Annotated in this window: 12 protein-coding genes and 1 tRNA gene; 7 read left to right on the top strand and 6 right to left on the bottom strand. The window is 37.5% G+C overall.

The genetic code is table 11. The features are described from left to right. The first annotated feature begins 51 nt into the window (after nucleotides 1-51). The 3 genes from OO7_RS16475 to OO7_RS07400 all read left to right on the top strand — a co-directional run bounded on the left by OO7_RS16475 (nucleotide 52) and on the right by OO7_RS07400 (nucleotide 3,383). On the top strand, nucleotides 52-222 hold the full coding sequence (locus OO7_RS16475; protein WP_008914741.1) for a DUF4222 domain-containing protein: 171 nt from the start codon (nucleotides 52-54) through the stop codon (nucleotides 220-222). A 918-nt stretch (nucleotides 223-1,140) separates the two neighbouring features. Continuing rightward, the gene (locus OO7_RS07405; RefSeq protein WP_008915332.1) at nucleotides 1,141-1,707 is read left to right on the top strand and encodes a baseplate complex protein; all 567 of its coding nucleotides are present in this window, start codon (nucleotides 1,141-1,143) and stop codon (nucleotides 1,705-1,707) included. A gap of 2 nt (nucleotides 1,708-1,709) precedes the next feature. Then, nucleotides 1,710-3,383, top strand: coding sequence for a type VI secretion system Vgr family protein (locus OO7_RS07400; protein ID WP_008915331.1), 1,674 nt, complete (start codon nucleotides 1,710-1,712; stop codon nucleotides 3,381-3,383). A gap of 1,043 nt (nucleotides 3,384-4,426) precedes the next feature. On the opposite strand, the gene OO7_RS17455 is transcribed toward OO7_RS07400, so the two are convergent. After that, nucleotides 4,427-4,615, bottom strand: coding sequence for a hypothetical protein (locus OO7_RS17455; protein ID WP_008915330.1), 189 nt, complete (start codon nucleotides 4,613-4,615; stop codon nucleotides 4,427-4,429). A 122-nt stretch (nucleotides 4,616-4,737) separates the two neighbouring features. Then, nucleotides 4,738-4,807 (bottom strand) — tRNA-Lys (locus OO7_RS07390). Nucleotides 4,808-5,065: 258 nt separating this feature from the next. Here OO7_RS07390 and cycA point away from each other — a divergent pair. After that, nucleotides 5,066-6,478: a D-serine/D-alanine/glycine transporter gene (gene cycA, locus OO7_RS07385; protein WP_008915329.1), complete on the top strand. Its 1,413-nt coding sequence runs from the start codon at nucleotides 5,066-5,068 to the stop codon at nucleotides 6,476-6,478. A gap of 73 nt (nucleotides 6,479-6,551) precedes the next feature. On the opposite strand, the gene putP is transcribed toward cycA, so the two are convergent. Beyond that, complete coding sequence (gene putP, locus OO7_RS07380; protein WP_008915328.1) at nucleotides 6,552-8,036, bottom strand: sodium/proline symporter PutP; 1,485 nt, start codon at nucleotides 8,034-8,036, stop codon at nucleotides 6,552-6,554. 729 nt (nucleotides 8,037-8,765) lie between these two features. Here putP and putA point away from each other — a divergent pair. Together putA and OO7_RS07370 are read left to right on the top strand one after the other, a co-directional pair. Then, nucleotides 8,766-12,746, top strand: a complete 3,981-nt coding sequence (gene putA / locus OO7_RS07375) for a trifunctional transcriptional regulator/proline dehydrogenase/L-glutamate gamma-semialdehyde dehydrogenase (RefSeq protein ID WP_008915327.1) — start codon at nucleotides 8,766-8,768, stop codon at nucleotides 12,744-12,746. Nucleotides 12,747-13,179: 433 nt separating this feature from the next. Next, nucleotides 13,180-14,112: an ATP-grasp fold amidoligase family protein gene (locus OO7_RS07370; protein ID WP_008915326.1), complete on the top strand. Its 933-nt coding sequence runs from the start codon at nucleotides 13,180-13,182 to the stop codon at nucleotides 14,110-14,112. A gap of 359 nt (nucleotides 14,113-14,471) precedes the next feature. Here OO7_RS07370 and fliZ read toward each other — a convergent pair whose 3' ends face one another. Continuing rightward, on the bottom strand, nucleotides 14,472-14,984 hold the full coding sequence (gene fliZ / locus OO7_RS07365; RefSeq protein ID WP_008915325.1) for a flagella biosynthesis regulatory protein FliZ: 513 nt from the start codon (nucleotides 14,982-14,984) through the stop codon (nucleotides 14,472-14,474). Between the two features lie 982 nt (nucleotides 14,985-15,966). Between fliZ and OO7_RS07360 the strand changes: the two genes are divergently transcribed. After that, nucleotides 15,967-16,275: a DUF5339 domain-containing protein gene (locus OO7_RS07360; RefSeq protein ID WP_008915324.1), complete on the top strand. Its 309-nt coding sequence runs from the start codon at nucleotides 15,967-15,969 to the stop codon at nucleotides 16,273-16,275. 309 nt (nucleotides 16,276-16,584) lie between these two features. Here OO7_RS07360 and dsrB read toward each other — a convergent pair whose 3' ends face one another. After that, nucleotides 16,585-16,776 carry a protein DsrB gene (gene dsrB / locus OO7_RS07355; protein WP_008915323.1) on the bottom strand — a complete coding sequence of 64 codons (192 nt, stop codon included), beginning with the start codon at nucleotides 16,774-16,776 and terminating at the stop codon, nucleotides 16,585-16,587. A gap of 109 nt (nucleotides 16,777-16,885) precedes the next feature. Beyond that, nucleotides 16,886-17,098, bottom strand: a complete 213-nt coding sequence (gene cspE / locus OO7_RS07350) for a transcription antiterminator/RNA stability regulator CspE (protein WP_008911725.1) — start codon at nucleotides 17,096-17,098, stop codon at nucleotides 16,886-16,888. Nucleotides 17,099-17,199 lie beyond the last annotated feature (101 nt).

Genomic DNA, 17,199 nt, shown 5'->3' with positions numbered 1-17,199 from the left:
TAGGTAATGCAACTGAAAAACTGGAATTGCTTGATGAACTGGAGGTGAACCATGCGTAACCCTCAACCTAATGAGTTCTACACTCATCAAAATGGCGACACGGTGAAAGTGTTATCGGTGCAATTTAACCGCATCACCTTTATTCGCGTGGGGTATTTCTGCCCTGTCGTTATGTCTGCAAACCAGTTCAGCAAAGAATACACCTATTCAGGGAGGGCTTAATAATGGCTGATATTTATGACGCAGTGATCCGTAATGACCTACATAATCTCAATACCGATGAATTAAAGGAAGTAATGGCTAATTCAGAGGAAGCCTCACAAGGTTTAACATTGGCATTAAGAACAATAGGGAAACTTACATTCCACGCTTTAAATGATGAAGAGTTCAGCGATGAAGAAGCGAAAGAACATCTTAGTGGGTTATCGAACAAAATGAAAGAAAACAGTTGGCGAAAGCGAAATANATCTATGTCAATGAACATGCAAGAAATAACTTGTTCAGTATTGACTGCTCACCCATTTATTTATCGTTTAGGTTTAATATCGGATTCTGGATATTATTTAAACCCAGAAAATGCCATTAGTTACATTACAAAAAAATTGGCAGGCACAGCTGAAACTGAAATAGTCGTCATGATGGTGTGTGCAAAGACACAATCTGAATTTATGTCACTGTTACAGCAATTTTCGACTGTTTTCCCTCTTCCTATTTTCTCACAAGTTGAGCGGATGGCAAAAACAGCGGCTAATCTGCAAGTCACCAAAATGCAATTGCCGGGCAAACAGTTTGGCGGCTTACCGAAACCGCAGGCACTATCAACCTCAACGAGTCGGGCAACAATTAATGCTCAATTGATAGAACAAGCAAAAGCCAGTGCAGGCAGTGCCAGCAGTATTGATGCCATGAAATCCGCCATGTCCGGTTTTAAATCGGCAAGGGAAAATGCACTTAAAGAAATTGGTAATAAACTCACTGATTTATTAGGAAAATCCGTGGTGATTTGGAGCTTTACAGGTAAAGGAACAGGCGATTATTTAGCTGAACAGTTACAAAAAGATATCCCTGAGCCTGACGCAGTATTTACATTAGCAACACTGTTCGCAGGAAGCGAACTGTCCGCACTCAAAGGAATGCTTCATGATCCAACAAAGCCAGTCGACAGCACAGAACACAACAATCACACTCGCCCTTGATGGTGAAGCTATTCCGCTGAAAAACATCAAAGTTAATCCGTCCGTCCAGTTTCAGGATAAAGACCAAAGCGGTCAAACATCCAGCACTGCCGTTGCCGAGCAAGGCATCAAACCCAAAGAATTGCGCATCACAGGTGTGATTAATTTCACTGACCATAAAATATTAACCCGTTTATTTGCCCTTGCCGAAGCCAAAGACAGCGGCAAACTCAAACGCTATCGTGTCGCTAATCACACCGCTAAAGCGATTAATTTTCGCATTGGCACCTTTACAGGCAACATCGACGCGAGCGAAATTGACGGCCAACAGGCTTGGCAAATCACCTTTACGCTCAGAGAACATCTGTCTGTTTCAGAGAAAAAAGACGCGCGAGCAGCAGGCCAAGTACAAGCGAAAAAGCAAACAGGCAACCCGAAGGCGCCAACAAGCGCAGCAAAAGAAGAAAAAGACGAATTAACATGGTTTGAAAGTACGGTTTTGAAACCAATTAATGATTTTGGGAATAAATAATAATGAAACCAATTAGCCGCTGTTATTTATCAAGTGATGAAGTCCATATTGTTGACGCTAAAATCATACTGGAACTATCGGCCTGTGGTCGTGGCTTTTTAACGGTTGAAACAAATAATGATTACACAGGTAAATTAGTTCGCTTTGACACAGGTTATACAGATTCGCTTTATCGCTATTTTACCGGATATGTTGAACGCGCACAGCCTGCCGATAATGGCTTTCAAAAACTATTTATTCGGGAATTGGTTGGGGTATTTGATAAAATGTGGCCATGCTCTTTTCAGCACCCCACACTAAAAACCATCACTGACTCTTTACAAGATAATAGCGGGTTAACCTTTCTTTTACCCGATGCCAAATACATTAATACACCTATTCCCCATTTTACCCACAATGGCACAGGCTTTCAGTTATTAGCCAATTTAGGGGCAGTTTTCAGCATCAATGATTATGTCTGGTACCAAATGCCTGATGGAAAAGTCTTTGTCGGCAGTTGGTCGGATTCCATGTTTCACAGCAATCACCACGAAATACCCGCAGAATTCTCAAAAAGCCAAGCCGCAGGTAACAGCGCCACTTATCCATTAATCCCAGCTTTACGTGCTGGAACAGTGGTAAACAATCAGCGCGTTAATAAAATCCAACTTGAAAATGACGATATCACCTTATATTGGGAAGCGGTAAACCCACTCACAGGTAAAGCCGACAATAAAACCCCAATTCAAAAACAAATTGATAAAGCTTACCCCGAATTATCAGCAGGATTACATTTACCCAAATTTGCCCGAATTGAATCACCGAGTGAATCAGTTCGTGCCGGTGATATGTCTGATCCATTCCGCCCAAAATATGCCGTTGACGTGCAATTGTTAGATGGTGATGGTAGTGAATCCGCTGCACCTGCTTATAAAGCTGTACCTTTGCCTTTGCCAATGGCAGGCGGTGAGAGTGGAATGTTTCAGTTTCCACCGGAGGGAACATTAGTTGAGATAGCGTTTGAAGGTGGCAGGCCAGATAAACCGTTTATCCGGCAAACCCTCAGCCAAAATAATACCCTACCGGACATACAACCCGGGGAACAATTGCAGCAACAGCGCAAAGAAGTTTTTCAGCGCGTAACACAAGACGGTAGTTGGAATCGTGAAACTGACCAGAGCATTAATGAAGCATCAATGCTCCGAACTATCAAAGCGGACAAAGAACAGCGCGAACTGGTCGCAAGGGAAACAACAGTACAGGCCAACGACACATTAACCGTGCTTGGCACAAAGAAATTATTAGCCGGGGCAATCCAGCAATTGTCCGAGGGTGACTACTCAATCGCAACATCATCAAATTATGTCGCCAGTATCGAAAAAGACATGACTGTTGATGTTGGCCAGAATGCCACTGTAGAAATTGGACAGAAGCTAATAGAGAAAGTTGGTCAGATAAAACAAAGTATCGCAGGCGAACAGCAACAAATCATTGCCCCCGTTGTTTGGATTGGTAGCCAAGAAATCAACGTTGCAATGTTAATGCTGGACACACTCGACGTTGTCAAAGAGCTAGCTGAACTCACAGCAGTACATACCCATCACAATACAGGTGAGCCACTGAACGCGGCTGTTATCAAGGGCACTGGCAGCAAATCAGACAGCTTGAAAGAAAAGTATTCGCCCGTCATTGGTTGAGATTTAATAACAAAAGTATTAAACTCTTTATCGTTAGTTGAAGAGTGTTGCGCTATATTAAGCGCCCCCTTATACCGCTAAGGGTGAAATACATTAAGTATTCGCTTGAAAAATAAAGAAACTCAACCTCACCAGTTGGGTTTTTTGTTTTTAACATTATCAAATTTAATCGATTGATCCATTTCAAATTCTCCCTATAATTGTGAATTGTTAGATGAGTGTCGTTAGCATGGTCTTTATGCACATCAAAAAGTATTCTTTTTGATTAGTGGAAACGGAATTCTACATTTCGTATTTATACGGAAAGTGAAAGTCCTGATTATGTGACGGGTGGTGCCGACTTAATACCCTAGCCAAGTTGTGCGACACTCTTCAACTAACACTAGATGAGGCCTAGTCTGACAGGCAGTGTATGGGTGATGCTAGGTTAATCGCACTCCTTAATTTTAAGGAGTAAGCGGATGAAAGAAGTATTTGATACTCTGATCATCGTTTTAGAAGCTGTTACAGCTGTACTAAAATTGATTCGTTCATTCTTGTAATAACGAAGACGTAACTAAGGCTACTGACTGACCATCAGTAGCCTTTAATATATCCACCTCAGCAAACCGCCCACACGCCCCACTGCGCACACCAATCATTATCTAACAGAACCTAATCATTGAAATGGATCATGTCCACAGCATAGCGCTGGCGAATCACTGCGCCCACAAAATAAAAGTTTTCACCACGTAAAACGCACTACACCGCACCCGCCTGCACAATTTGGATCTAAAAATTATTTCAGTTTTAAAATTCTACAAAACATATCGCCAAGCCGCGCCAATACTAGGGAGTTGCCGAAAATCTCAAACTGAAATGCGTGAAAAGATTTTCAGTAGATTTCAGTTTTTAGATCACGGGATGGATCGCGCAAAAAATATAACACAATGAAATATAAAAGAAATTTCTATTTTACGTGGCTTTCATTGGATCGCGATATCAACCGCGTAATTTAAGAAAGCCAGCAACCATGCGGCTTTAGAAGAAATGAAAAACTGAAATCAATCAGATATTTTTCCTAGACACCATTCATGTATAGGATAACCATCTCTATCAGTTCCGCCAACACAGCTAATTAAAACCCATTCTTTCGTTAATAATAATTCGTTAATTTTATTTTCTGTTTCAGACACGAACGAAGAACGAAATGTTTTAATCTCACCTACTTTAAACAATAGATTTTGTTCCATATACCCCTCTTAGAAGATTTACTATAAAAAATCATTGAGACACTTTTGAGACACTTAACTTTAGATACAAAAAAGCCACTTGCTAAGAAGTGGCTTAATGCGCTGATTTAACAGCTAAAATTTGGTGGCCCCTGCTGGACTTGAACCAGCGACCAATCGATTAAGAGTCAACTGCTCTACCAACTGAGCTAACAACCCAACGGCGTACATTTAACTCCTCGAATTTGGCACAGTCAATATTATTCTGCTATTTTTAATGAGTTAATTAATTTTTAGTTATTAATGTTAATTTATGGTTAATATCGGATTAAGTTATCGCCACTCTACTTACAATGCGGTAAGTTTTCCTTACTATAATTGAGATTTATGTCACAATATTTCATGCAAACACAGCCACACAATTAAAAATATACTGTGGCCGCACCAACAACCTCCTTGGATAGAAAACATATGGAAGAAAATCAATCCTTTAACTCTACACGTTCTTCTGCTGATGGCAATCAGCTAAAACGTAGTTTGACCAACCGGCATATTCAACTTATTGCTATTGGTGGTGCTATCGGTACTGGGCTTTTTATGGGCTCAGGAAAAACTATCTCTCTTGCTGGTCCTTCTATTATCTTTGTTTACATGATAATCGGATTTATGCTGTTTTTTGTTATGCGAGCAATGGGGGAGCTATTACTTTCCAATTTAAACTATAAATCTTTTAGTGATTTCTCTGCTGATTTGATTGGGCCTTGGGCTGGCTTTTTTGTAGGCTGGACATATTGGTTTTGTTGGGTAATAACAGGTATTGCCGATATTGTCGCCATTACTTCTTATGTCAGCTTTTGGCTACCCAACTTCCCTGAATGGGTAACGTCTTTTATCTGTGTAGTAACTTTACTGACCTTAAACTTAGTCTCTGTAAGGTTATTTGGTGAACTTGAGTTCTGGTTTGCTATGATCAAGATTATTGCCATCATTGCGTTAATTGCGGTTGGAAGTACTTTAATTATCATCCATTTCCAATCTCCATCGGGTCATACTGCATCATTAAATAACCTCTGGAATGATGGCGGAATGTTTCCTATGGGATTAAGCGGCTTTTTTGCTGGCTTCCAAATTGCTATATTTGCCTTTGTGGGAATCGAGCTTGTAGGAACCGCTGCTGCCGAAACCCGTGATCCTAAAAAATCATTACCAAAAGCAATTAATGCAATCCCATTTAGGATCATTGCATTTTATGTCTTATCACTTATTGTCATTATGGCTGTCACGCCATGGCGAACCATTTTGGCCGATAAAAGCCCATTTGTAGAAATGTTTGTTCTGATAAGCTTACCTGCTGCTGCGAGTATTGTGAACTTTGTCGTTCTAACCTCAGCTGCATCATCTGCAAATAGTGGCGTATTCTCTACCAGCAGAATGTTATTTGGGCTATCAAAAGAAGGGGAAGCACCAAAACAATTTAGTCGACTTTCTAAGAAAGCGGTACCTGCAACTGGGCTTATTTTTACCTGTATTTGCCTTAGCTTCGGTATTGTACTGATCTATTTTATCCCAAATATCATGCATGCTTTTACCCTTGTTACGACAGTATCAGCAATCTTATTTATGTTCATTTGGAGTATGATTTTAATTAGCTATTTGAAATTTAGAAAACACCGTCCACATCTCCATGAAGCCTCTCATTATAAAATGCCTGCGGGTATTATTATGTCGTGGATTTGCCTTATTTTCTTTGCGTTTATGGTCGTGTTGTTAGCATTTCAACATGATACAAGACAAGCGCTAATCGCCACGCCAGTCTGGTTTATTATTTTATTTATCGGCTATCTATGTGTTAAAAAACGCAAACATAATCTAGCTGCTAAATAATAGAATTAAATAGCAAAAATAAGAAAAGCCGATAATTCGGCTTTCTTATTTTTAGTTTTTCAATTAAATCACGCTATTTGGTTTTATATTCCGCTTCTGCTTCTGCAAATCGCGCTTGTGCTTGTGCGCTAGGCGCTTTCGTTATTAAGCTGACAATATAAATTGCCAGTGATGCGAAAATAAAGCCTGGAATAATCTCATATAAACCAAACCATTTGAATTTCATCCAAACTAAAACAGTAATTGCACCAACAAGCATACCCGCTAATGCGCCTGTACGAGTCATACGTTTCCACATGACAGATAATAAGACAACCGGGCCAAATGCGGCTCCAAATCCTGCCCATGCATTACTGACTAAAGATAAAACTTTACTGTTTGGATCTCGAGCAATATAAATAGCAATCGCTGCAACTAATAGAACCATAAATCGGCCAACCCACACCAGTTCTTTTTGGCTCGCTTTTTTACGGATAAATGGCTTATATAAATCTTCTGTTAATGCACTCGCGCACACTAATAATTGGCAACTTAATGTACTCATTACGGCAGCTAAAATAGCGGATAATAAAATACCTGCAATCCATGGATTAAATAATAGCCCCGCTAATTCCATAAAAATCCGCTCATTATTCCCCATAACTGATGCAGATAATTCCGGGTTCATTTGAAAATAGGCAATACCAAAGAAACCTACCGCTGTCGTTCCACCTAAACATAAAATCATCCATGTCATACTAATACGGCGTGCAGAACGAATAGTTCTATGTGAATCAGCAGCCATGAAACGCGCAAGAATATGAGGTTGCCCGAAATAACCCAATCCCCAACCTAATAACGAAATAATCGCCACAAAGTTTAGTCCTTTAAATAAATCTAGGTATTCTGGGTTTTTGGCTTTAATAATTTCGATTGAGGTGTCTAAACCACCTAAAGAAAGAATAACAACAATTGGTGTTAAAATAAGGGCAAAGATCATTAATGAAGCTTGGACAGTATCCGTCCAACTTACAGCGAGAAAACCACCAAGAAAAGTATAAGCAATAGTTGCTAATGCACCTAACCACATGGCTTTTTCATAGCTAATATTAAAAGTACTTTCAAATAATAATCCGCCAGCGACCACACCCGAAGCACAATAAATAGTAAAGAAAACTAAAATAACAACAGCAGAAATAATACGTAGTAATTTACTATTATCTTCAAAACGATTTGTGAAATAATCTGGCAACGTTAATGCGTTATCATTTTTTTCAGTTTGAACCCGTAAGCGGCCAGCAACAAATAACCAGTTAAGATAAGCACCTATTGTCAATCCGATAGCAATCCAGCTTTCTGATATTCCCGCTAAGAAAATTGCGCCAGGCAACCCCATTAATAGCCAGCCACTCATATCAGAAGCACCTGCCGATAATGCAGTGACGACACTACCTAAACTTCGCCCCCCTAAAATATAATCATCAAAGTTTTTTGTTGAACGATAGGCTAAATAGCCAATAAGTAACATACCTGCAATATATACGATGAACATAATGAGCATTGGGTTGCTTACTGTCATCCGTCTTCTCCATAGAGTGAACCCAATATTTCAAGTTTTATTACGTAGATTGATATTCAGTTATTCAAGCAATAGATATCTAGGTACTTATGTACTTGAGGAATCATTTTATTAATCGACCTAATTGAACTCGATATGCTTTGGGTAAAGTTATATTTATAAAATAGTTTTTTGATTTAATCTTCAATTTTTTTAGCATTTTGCAAAATTAGTTTGTTACACAAAATTGCATTCACGCCAATTTTAATCATTTATTTTATTGTGTGTTGTGTTTACTCAGTGTTGCACTTTCTGAAAAGCGACTACGATTACATGCTATACAAAACTAGCGGGATTTAACAAGAAATTAACGCAATTTTATTCTAATACCGATAGATATATCACAAATGTTAAATTAATAGTGTAGAAAATTAATTGTTCAATTATATTTACAATATGAAAACACATAAATAACAAAATGAATATTAAGGATATTTTTTATTTATTATTTTATTGACTGAATTAATAGCTCATAAAATAAGATATGTTTCACACTTTCCTTAAAAGACGATATGCTTGTGTTGCACAAAGTTGCAACATCGTGATATTGATGTGTAACATTTTTGTTTCTACACACAGATTAATACAAGTTGTATATAAGAGATAAGTTTAATCCGTTCAAAAATACCTCAGTAATACACAACTTGATATACCGAATATTATCGCTAACTATTTATTAGAGGAAATGGGATGAGTAGTACAACTACCATGGGTGTAAGACTTGATGAAGGTACTCGTGAGCGTATTAAAGCTGCGGCTCAGCGCCTCGACCGAACGCCACATTGGCTAATCAAACAAGCCATTTTCAATTATCTTGAACAGCTTGATAATAACCAAATTATGCCTGAAATTTCTGTAGGACAAGAAAATAAAGATCAACAAATCTCTGAAGAAGAATCACCCGCAGAATCAAATTATCAACCGTTTTTAGATTTCGCTGAACATATTTTACCTCAATCAGTTAAACGTTCTGCAATTACCTCTGCTTATCGCATTCCAGAAACTCAAGCTATCCCAATGCTATTGCAACAAGCCCAACTTCCTACGGAACAAGCTGATGCCGCGCATAAATTAGCCTATTCAATTGCAGAAAAACTACGTAACCAAAAAAATGGTATTGGCCGCTCAGGATTAGTACAAGGTCTATTACAAGAATTTTCACTTTCCTCGCAAGAAGGTGTCGCATTAATGTGCCTTGCTGAAGCATTATTGCGCATCCCAGATAAAGCAACGCGTGATGCTTTAATTCGCGATAAAATAAGCACAGGAAACTGGCAATCCCATTTAGGACAAAGTAGCTCAATGTTTGTCAATGCCGCGACATGGGGTTTACTCTTCACAGGCAAGTTAGTTTCGACCCACAATGAAGCCAAACTCTCCTCTTCTCTAAATCGCATCCTCAGCAAAAGTGGTGAACCACTTGTGCGTAAAGGCGTTGATATGGCCATGCGTTTGATGGGAGAACAATTCGTCACAGGCGAAACTATTGCCCAAGCCTTAGCCAATGCCCGCAAACTTGAAGATAAAGGCTTCCGCTATTCTTATGACATGCTAGGTGAAGCTGCTTTAACTGAAAAAGATGCCCAAGATTACATGGTCTCTTATCAGCAAGCCATTCATGCTATTGGTAAAGCGTCAAATGGCAGAGGCATTTATGAAGGCCCTGGTATTTCTATCAAGTTATCAGCTCTACACCCTCGCTATAACCGAGCACAATATGAGCGCGTTATGGAAGAACTTTATCCCCGATTGCTCTCCCTCGTGCTACAAGCTCATCAATATGATATTGGGATTAATATTGATGCAGAAGAAGCTGATCGCTTAGAAATCTCTCTCGATTTGCTCGAAAAGCTGTGTTTTGAACCTCAATTAGCAGGTTGGAATGGAATTGGGTTTGTCATCCAAGCCTATCAAAAACGTTGTCCTTTCGTTATTGATTCAATTATTGACCTTGCCGAGCGCAGCAAACGCCGTTTGATGATCCGTTTAGTAAAAGGTGCTTATTGGGATAGTGAAATCAAACGTGCACAAATAGATGGGCTTGAAGGTTACCCCGTTTATACACGCAAAGTTTACACTGATGTTTCATATCTCGCGTGTGCCCGTAAATTATTATCTGTACCAAACCTAATTTACCCACAATTTGCTACTCACAATGCACATACATTGTCTGCTATCTACCAAATTGCAGGTAAAAACTACTATCCAGGTCAATATGAGTTCCAATGCTTGCACGGCATGGGTGAACCATTATATGAGCAAGTTGTTGGGAAAGTAGCTGACGGTAAATTAAATCGTCCGTGTCGCATCTACGCCCCTGTAGGTACACATGAAACATTGTTAGCTTACTTGGTACGCCGCCTGCTTGAAAATGGTGCAAATACCTCATTCGTTAACCGCATTGCTGATGCCACTATTCCACTTGATGAATTAGTGGCTGATCCCGTTAAAGATGTTTTAGAACTCTCAAAAACAGAGGGACAAATCGGTTTACCTCATCCTAAGATCCCACTACCACGTGATCTATACGGGAAACAACGCGTTAACTCAATGGGATTAGATTTATCAAATGAACATCGTTTAGCCTCACTTTCGAGTGCCCTATTAACAGCGGCAATGCAAGACAAATTAGCGGAACCGTTATTAGGTGGAACACCTCCGGCAATCGAGCAGCAACCTGAAACGCCAGTGAAAAATCCAGCATGCCATTCCGATATTGTGGGACATGTGCGTGAAGCCACATTAGAAGAAGCTGATCATGCCCTAGATATTGCCAATGATGCTGGCGCAATCTGGTTTGCTACACCGCCATCAGAACGTGCAGCTATTCTTTTACGTGCTGCAGATATTATGGAGCAACAGTTACAACCTTTACTGGATGTGTTGGTGCGTGAAGCCGGGAAAACCTATGCTAATGCAATAGCCGAAGTTAGAGAGGCCGTTGATTTTCTAAATTATTATGCAACCCAAGTTAGAGACGATTTCGACAACAATACACATCGCCCTTTAGGCCCAATTGTGTGCATTAGCCCATGGAACTTCCCGCTGGCAATCTTTAGTGGTCAAATTGCGGCGGCACTTGCAGCAGGGAATACTGTTCTCGCTAAACCAGCAGAACAAACCCCACTGATTGGCGCAATTGCAGTTTCAATATTACATCAAGCGGGCATTCCACGCGAAGTTCTACAATTTTTGCCGGGTAAAGGTGAAACCATTGGTGCCAAACTCGTTGGTGATAATCGCGTGCGTGGTGTGATGTTTACAGGCTCGACAGAAGTTGCTGGGTTATTACAACGCAATATTGCTGGAAGGCTTGATGCTCAAGGCCGCCCTACTCCTCTGATTGCAGAAACAGGTGGCTTAAATGCCATGATTGTGGATTCTTCAGCGCTGACAGAACAAGTTGTCACTGATGTGGTCGCATCTGCTTTTGACAGTGCTGGTCAACGTTGTTCTGCCTTACGAATTCTATGCGTGCAAGATGATGTAGCAGATAGAACAATCCGTATGCTAAAAGGGGCTATGGAAGAGTGTAGAATGGGTAATCCTGAACATCTTTCAACAGATATTGGTCCGGTAATCGACCAAGAAGCGCAAGAAAATATCGAGCAACATATTCAGCAAATGCGCAGTAAAGGAAAGAGTGTTTTCCAAGCTGCATTTGATAATGCTGATGATCGCAATGAACAAATTGCGGGCACTTATGTCAAGCCAACACTGATAGAGCTTGATCATGTTGGTGAGCTGAAAAAAGAAATTTTTGGTCCGGTATTACATGTTGTACGTTTCAAACGTGAAGATCTTCCAACATTAGTTGATCAAATTAACACAGCAGGATATGGCTTAACACTTGGCGTACATACGCGAATTGATGAAACTATCAATCAAGTTGTCAGTAAAGCTAAAGTCGGCAACTTATATGTTAACCGCAATATGGTTGGCGCAGTGGTTGGAGTTCAACCATTTGGTGGTGAAGGATTATCAGGCACCGGCCCTAAAGCAGGCGGACCACTTTATTTATACCGACTATTGAGTGAGCGCCCAGATGATGCAGTTTGCCATACTCTTGAAAGGCAAGATAAAGAGCTGCCATTAGATGCAAGTGCTCGTCCTGCGTTGCTAGAACCTTTCGACGTATTAACGAAATGGTTTGAAAAACAAGAGCAACCAATAGCTAGCAATCTGTTAGACAAATTTGCACTACATGCACAAGCCGGAACTTCACGCTTACTGCCAGGCCCTACAGGTGAAAGAAATAGTTACACCTTATCACCTCGCGGCACTATCTTATGTCTTAGCGATAATGAACAAGATTGCCTTGTACAGTTAGCAGGTGTTCTTGCGAGTGGCTGCCAAGCGCTGTGGGTAGAAGATGAGCTGCATCAAAAATTATATACAGCGCTTCCAGATAAAGTGCGTAAAAATATTATAATGACCAAAGATTGGCAAAACGATAAAACCAATATAGAAGCAGTTATCTATCATGGTGATAGCGATCAACTGAAAATTGTCTGTGAAGCCGTTGCACAGCGTAAAGGCCCAATAATCTCAGTACAAGGTTTCGCACGAGGTGAAACAAATATCTTGTTAGAAAGATTAGTTCATGAGCGCTCATTAAGCGTGAATACAGCTGCTGCCGGCGGTAACGCAAGTTTGATGACAATAGGCTAAATTAGCTCGCTTTGTTTATGCGCTCCAGTGTAATCGATATGCTGGAGCGTCATAACAGTTTCAAGAATAATAAAGAATTTAACTTAAAATACCTGCAATAACGTAAATTACTGCCTTTTCTCTTTCATAATTTCATTTAAATACCCTAATCCATTTAAATAAAATTATCACACAACAAATAAAAAACAATATTAACTCTCAAGTATTTTCGAAAAAACTTAAACAATAATAAAACAAATTTCCATTATAGCTTGCGTTATTCTCATTTTGATTATATTCATGACCATTCATGTCTCTTAAATATATTCTAAACAAACATTGGAACATCTAGCTTATTGATGCTTCATTTATGTTTATAGAAATATAATTCATGCAAATAGTTTAATTCAATAAATATCTATTAATAATTACATAAAGAATGGTTACGACTCAAATGAAAAAAGTCGAATATTTACTCAAAAAATTACGCACAGCAGTCATTAATGATAAATTATATCTCACTAATAAATTTATAAAAAATATAGGTTATGTTCCTAATTTTAAGGATCCAAAAAGCTTTAATGAAAAAGTCAATTTCCGAATGTTATATGATAGAAATCCCTTATATACACAACTAGCGGATAAATTAGCTGCTAGAGAATATATAAAACATAAAATTGGAGAAAAGTATTTAGTTCCTATTTTAGCCACTTACAATAACATAAATGAAATTGACATTAATAAGTTGCCTAATAGTTTTGTATTAAAATGCAGTCATGATAGTGGAAGTAGTATTATTTGTAATAACAAATCAAAATTCGATTTGTATAAAGCAAAAGAAAAATTATCTCTCCATCTTATAAAAAATTTATATTACATTACTCGAGAACGACATTATAAAAATATTCCAGCGAAGATTATTTGTGAGCAATATATCGACTTATTTGGTACAAAAAATAGAAAATTAGTACCTGAAACTTGCAGAGTACATTGTTTTGCAGGAAAGCCAATGTATATCGAAATTGATTATACTGCTGAATGTGGTACTGAATATATCAATATTTATGATACTCAATGGCAACTACAAACAATGACATTTGGTTATCCAAATATGTTAGAGCCTGTAGACGAACCCCCTTTATTTCAAGAAATGTTAAAACTTGCTCAACGATTAGTCAGTCCTTTTGATTATTGTAGAGCAGATTTTTTAATGTCAGAAAATACTTTATATTTTAGCGAATTAACTTTTGCTCCAAATGCTGGTAGAACAAAAATCCAACCTTTATCATGGGATTTTAAATTAGGTGAATTATGGGAACAAAGGATCTTCAATCACACTCATCCAATTATGCTAACTGAAACAGCAGATAATGGCGAAAGACATTAGTCATTATTGGATATTTTTTTTACGTGATATATAAAACAAAAAGAACGCCTTCAACCTGAGGGCGTTCTTTTTAATAGAATGAACAAAATTAAAATGTCTTTCTATTACAATCAGTAAAGAGCCTAAAAAAATAACAATGTATACAGAATATCTAAGGTAACAAAAAAAGACACCTAAAATAACTCGTTATACTCATGATATAGCCACATCATAAACAAATAACAATCAAACATTATCAGATAGCTGAATTTTTATATTCAAGAGAATTTAAAAATAGTCTGTTTGCATATCTATAAACAACTCTAGCTATTTCATAGCTATCACTAATAAGTACATCACTTATTAGTGATAAATTATTATTAATTTTTTTCTGACTGCCAGTATAAATATTGCTCATATTTACGTAAGGCAATATTGTAATTACTAAATGCAGATTCAGTCATTTGCTCACTTAATTGTTCTTTAATTCTGTCGGTAGTGAACTCTTTCATTGAGAAATTTGTAGAAGAAAGAAGTTCATCAAGACGACGTAAACGAACAACATATTCACGAACTGTGCTATGGCTCATTTCTGTCTGTAAAAACAAGTACTGTTTAAATGACATAATGTCAAAAAAGTCAGTATTACTATTGCAATAGATTTCACTACAAAAACGGCAAAGTGCAGTAAATTTATTCTGAAGCTCAAGCCATGTACTTTCATCGACCAATTCTGTCATTTCAGCAATAGCTTCTTTATTTAAGATGCTATCATTGAAGACAAGTGAGATACGATCCAGTGTTTTATGACAATGAGCGCAATGAGTTTGGCTATGTTTAAAGTCTTTAATATAACGACTCAAAGGCCGTTTCTTAACAAGAGAAGCAGACATGATTTAAAGCCCTGTGTGTAATCTAAAATTAAAATTGTAACGCGTATGACACGCTACAGACTGTCTTATGCACATAGCATTCTTATTATTGCCATGTTGCATTTTGATGCATATATACATCAAATTTTTTTGTTTTCACTGAAGAAACATATTCATACAAACTAATGAAGTTTGAATGAGTCTCTATCAGTGAAGATTATTCTATCGCGTCTATCGCTCTTTGGCGAATTTCTGCGAAGACTAAAGTTTGGTACGAATTTCACTTAGCGTCAACCTATAAAACCAACCTTTTATCAATTATGCGTATAGTTAACTTATTGCAACGCTTTATGAAATCTTTATCTCTACCTAATATTTTGATAAAGACTTTACTGTTAACGTTCACTTTATTCAATTAATATTTAATTTAAAAATCAAGTTACTAGCTCAATATTAATTAAGTCAATCTAAATATGACTTAAGCGAAGCAACATAACTAAAATTTATCGATATATTTTATAATTGATAATCTTTTAGACAATTACACCTTATTTCCACATCAAATATGTGTAAATGATTTTTTACATATTTAACTTATCAAACACATTATATTATTCCCTTATAATATATAAGATAATAATCAACTATATCAATGAAGTATACCTATAATACTCATTACTTTTCTATACCATTCATATACGAAAATGAGTTATTTATACTTATTTTTTATAATTTTCTATTTTTTATATCAAAATATTCATTGTATTTTATATACTACCTTATTTATCACTTTACTCTGTAAAATTAATCAAAAATTAAAAGTCACCTTCCAATACCTGTTAGTTATATATCTCGATTTGTTAAAATTTAGGCTTATTTAGCTTATAAAAAAACAAATTAAATACGTATTATTACGTATATAACTAACTTACATTTAATGTTAAACCAATTTCTTATATACTCACAACACTGGTTTAATTAACTATAGATACCAAAGCTCATTATGAAAAAAATGATATTAACTTGCAGTGCCGCCTTGTTGATTTTATCGCTGACTGCCTGCAATGATGACGAAAAACAATCAAATACCACCAATCCAACTGAAACCTGTAAAACTTATTTTACCGAAGTCGATGCTTTAATCGCTAAAGCATCAGCTGATTTGAAAACTAAAACCCAACTCGATATCTTAAGTGCGCAATTGGAAGAAGGGAAAAAACAAGTAGCTGCATTACCCCAAGAGCAACAAGACAAAGCCTGTCAGCAAGCTCTAGATGCAATGAGTAAGCTAAAATCAGATATTACCCAGTAAAAGCAGCCGTAGATTAATGGTTATTCATAGCAGGTATCTATCCGCTATTAGATTATGAAATTATAGCGATTATACAAGTTAAGAGAAAGGTTTACTCAACCATTATAAAGTGTCAATAATCTACTTCGCAGGCCAATAAAATAAGCCACTTTAAGGCTGCTCATCATTCATTGATAAGCAGTAATTTTTGGTACGATGTAATCACTGACTAAGTGATAAACAGAAATCAGCTTAACTTATTGAGTAGATAAACTGAATTCCAATTGTGATTTTACATAAAATGTGATTACAAATAGCGCTTGATGAGAGCTAATTTTCAATTGGATAGACAAATGTTCCATGCCCACCCTCTTTTTCATTAAAAAACCAAATTCCGCCAGGGTAATCAGGCAAAGAAACTAAATACATTACACCCTCACTGAAAGATTCAATGAGTAAAATTTTACCTTCACGATGCTCTTGGCCATCCGTTTTTACATATACGCGATCATTGATTTTCATTTTGGTGGGCTCTCCAGTAAAAAGATTGTTCACTGAAGTCTAGTGTAGCGGGAATGAAAAAGCCCGTCATTAAAAATGACGGGCTTTAGAAATCAGTTAAGTAATTAACTTAGATTGCAGTTACGTTAGCTGCTGCTGGACCTTTAGCACCATTTTCAATGGTGAATTCAACTTGTTGGCCTTCAGCCAGAGTTTTAAAACCAGCGCCTTGAATGGCAGAGAAGTGGACGAAAACGTCTTTGCTACCATCAGCAGGAGTGATGAAACCGAAGCCTTTAGACTCGTTGAACCACTTAACTTGACCTTTCATTTTGTCAGACATTTGACTTTTCCTATATAACATCAAAAAAACTTGCCTTTTCGGCATATATTGGCCGGAGTCTGCTATTTAATCAGGAAAAAACCAAGGTACAGCGTCATGAT

The sequence above is a fragment of the Providencia sneebia DSM 19967 genome (assembly GCF_000314895.2).
GTDB classification, from domain to species: Bacteria; Pseudomonadota; Gammaproteobacteria; order Enterobacterales; family Enterobacteriaceae; genus Providencia; species Providencia sneebia.
This window is presented reverse-complemented; position numbering and strand designations above follow the sequence as displayed.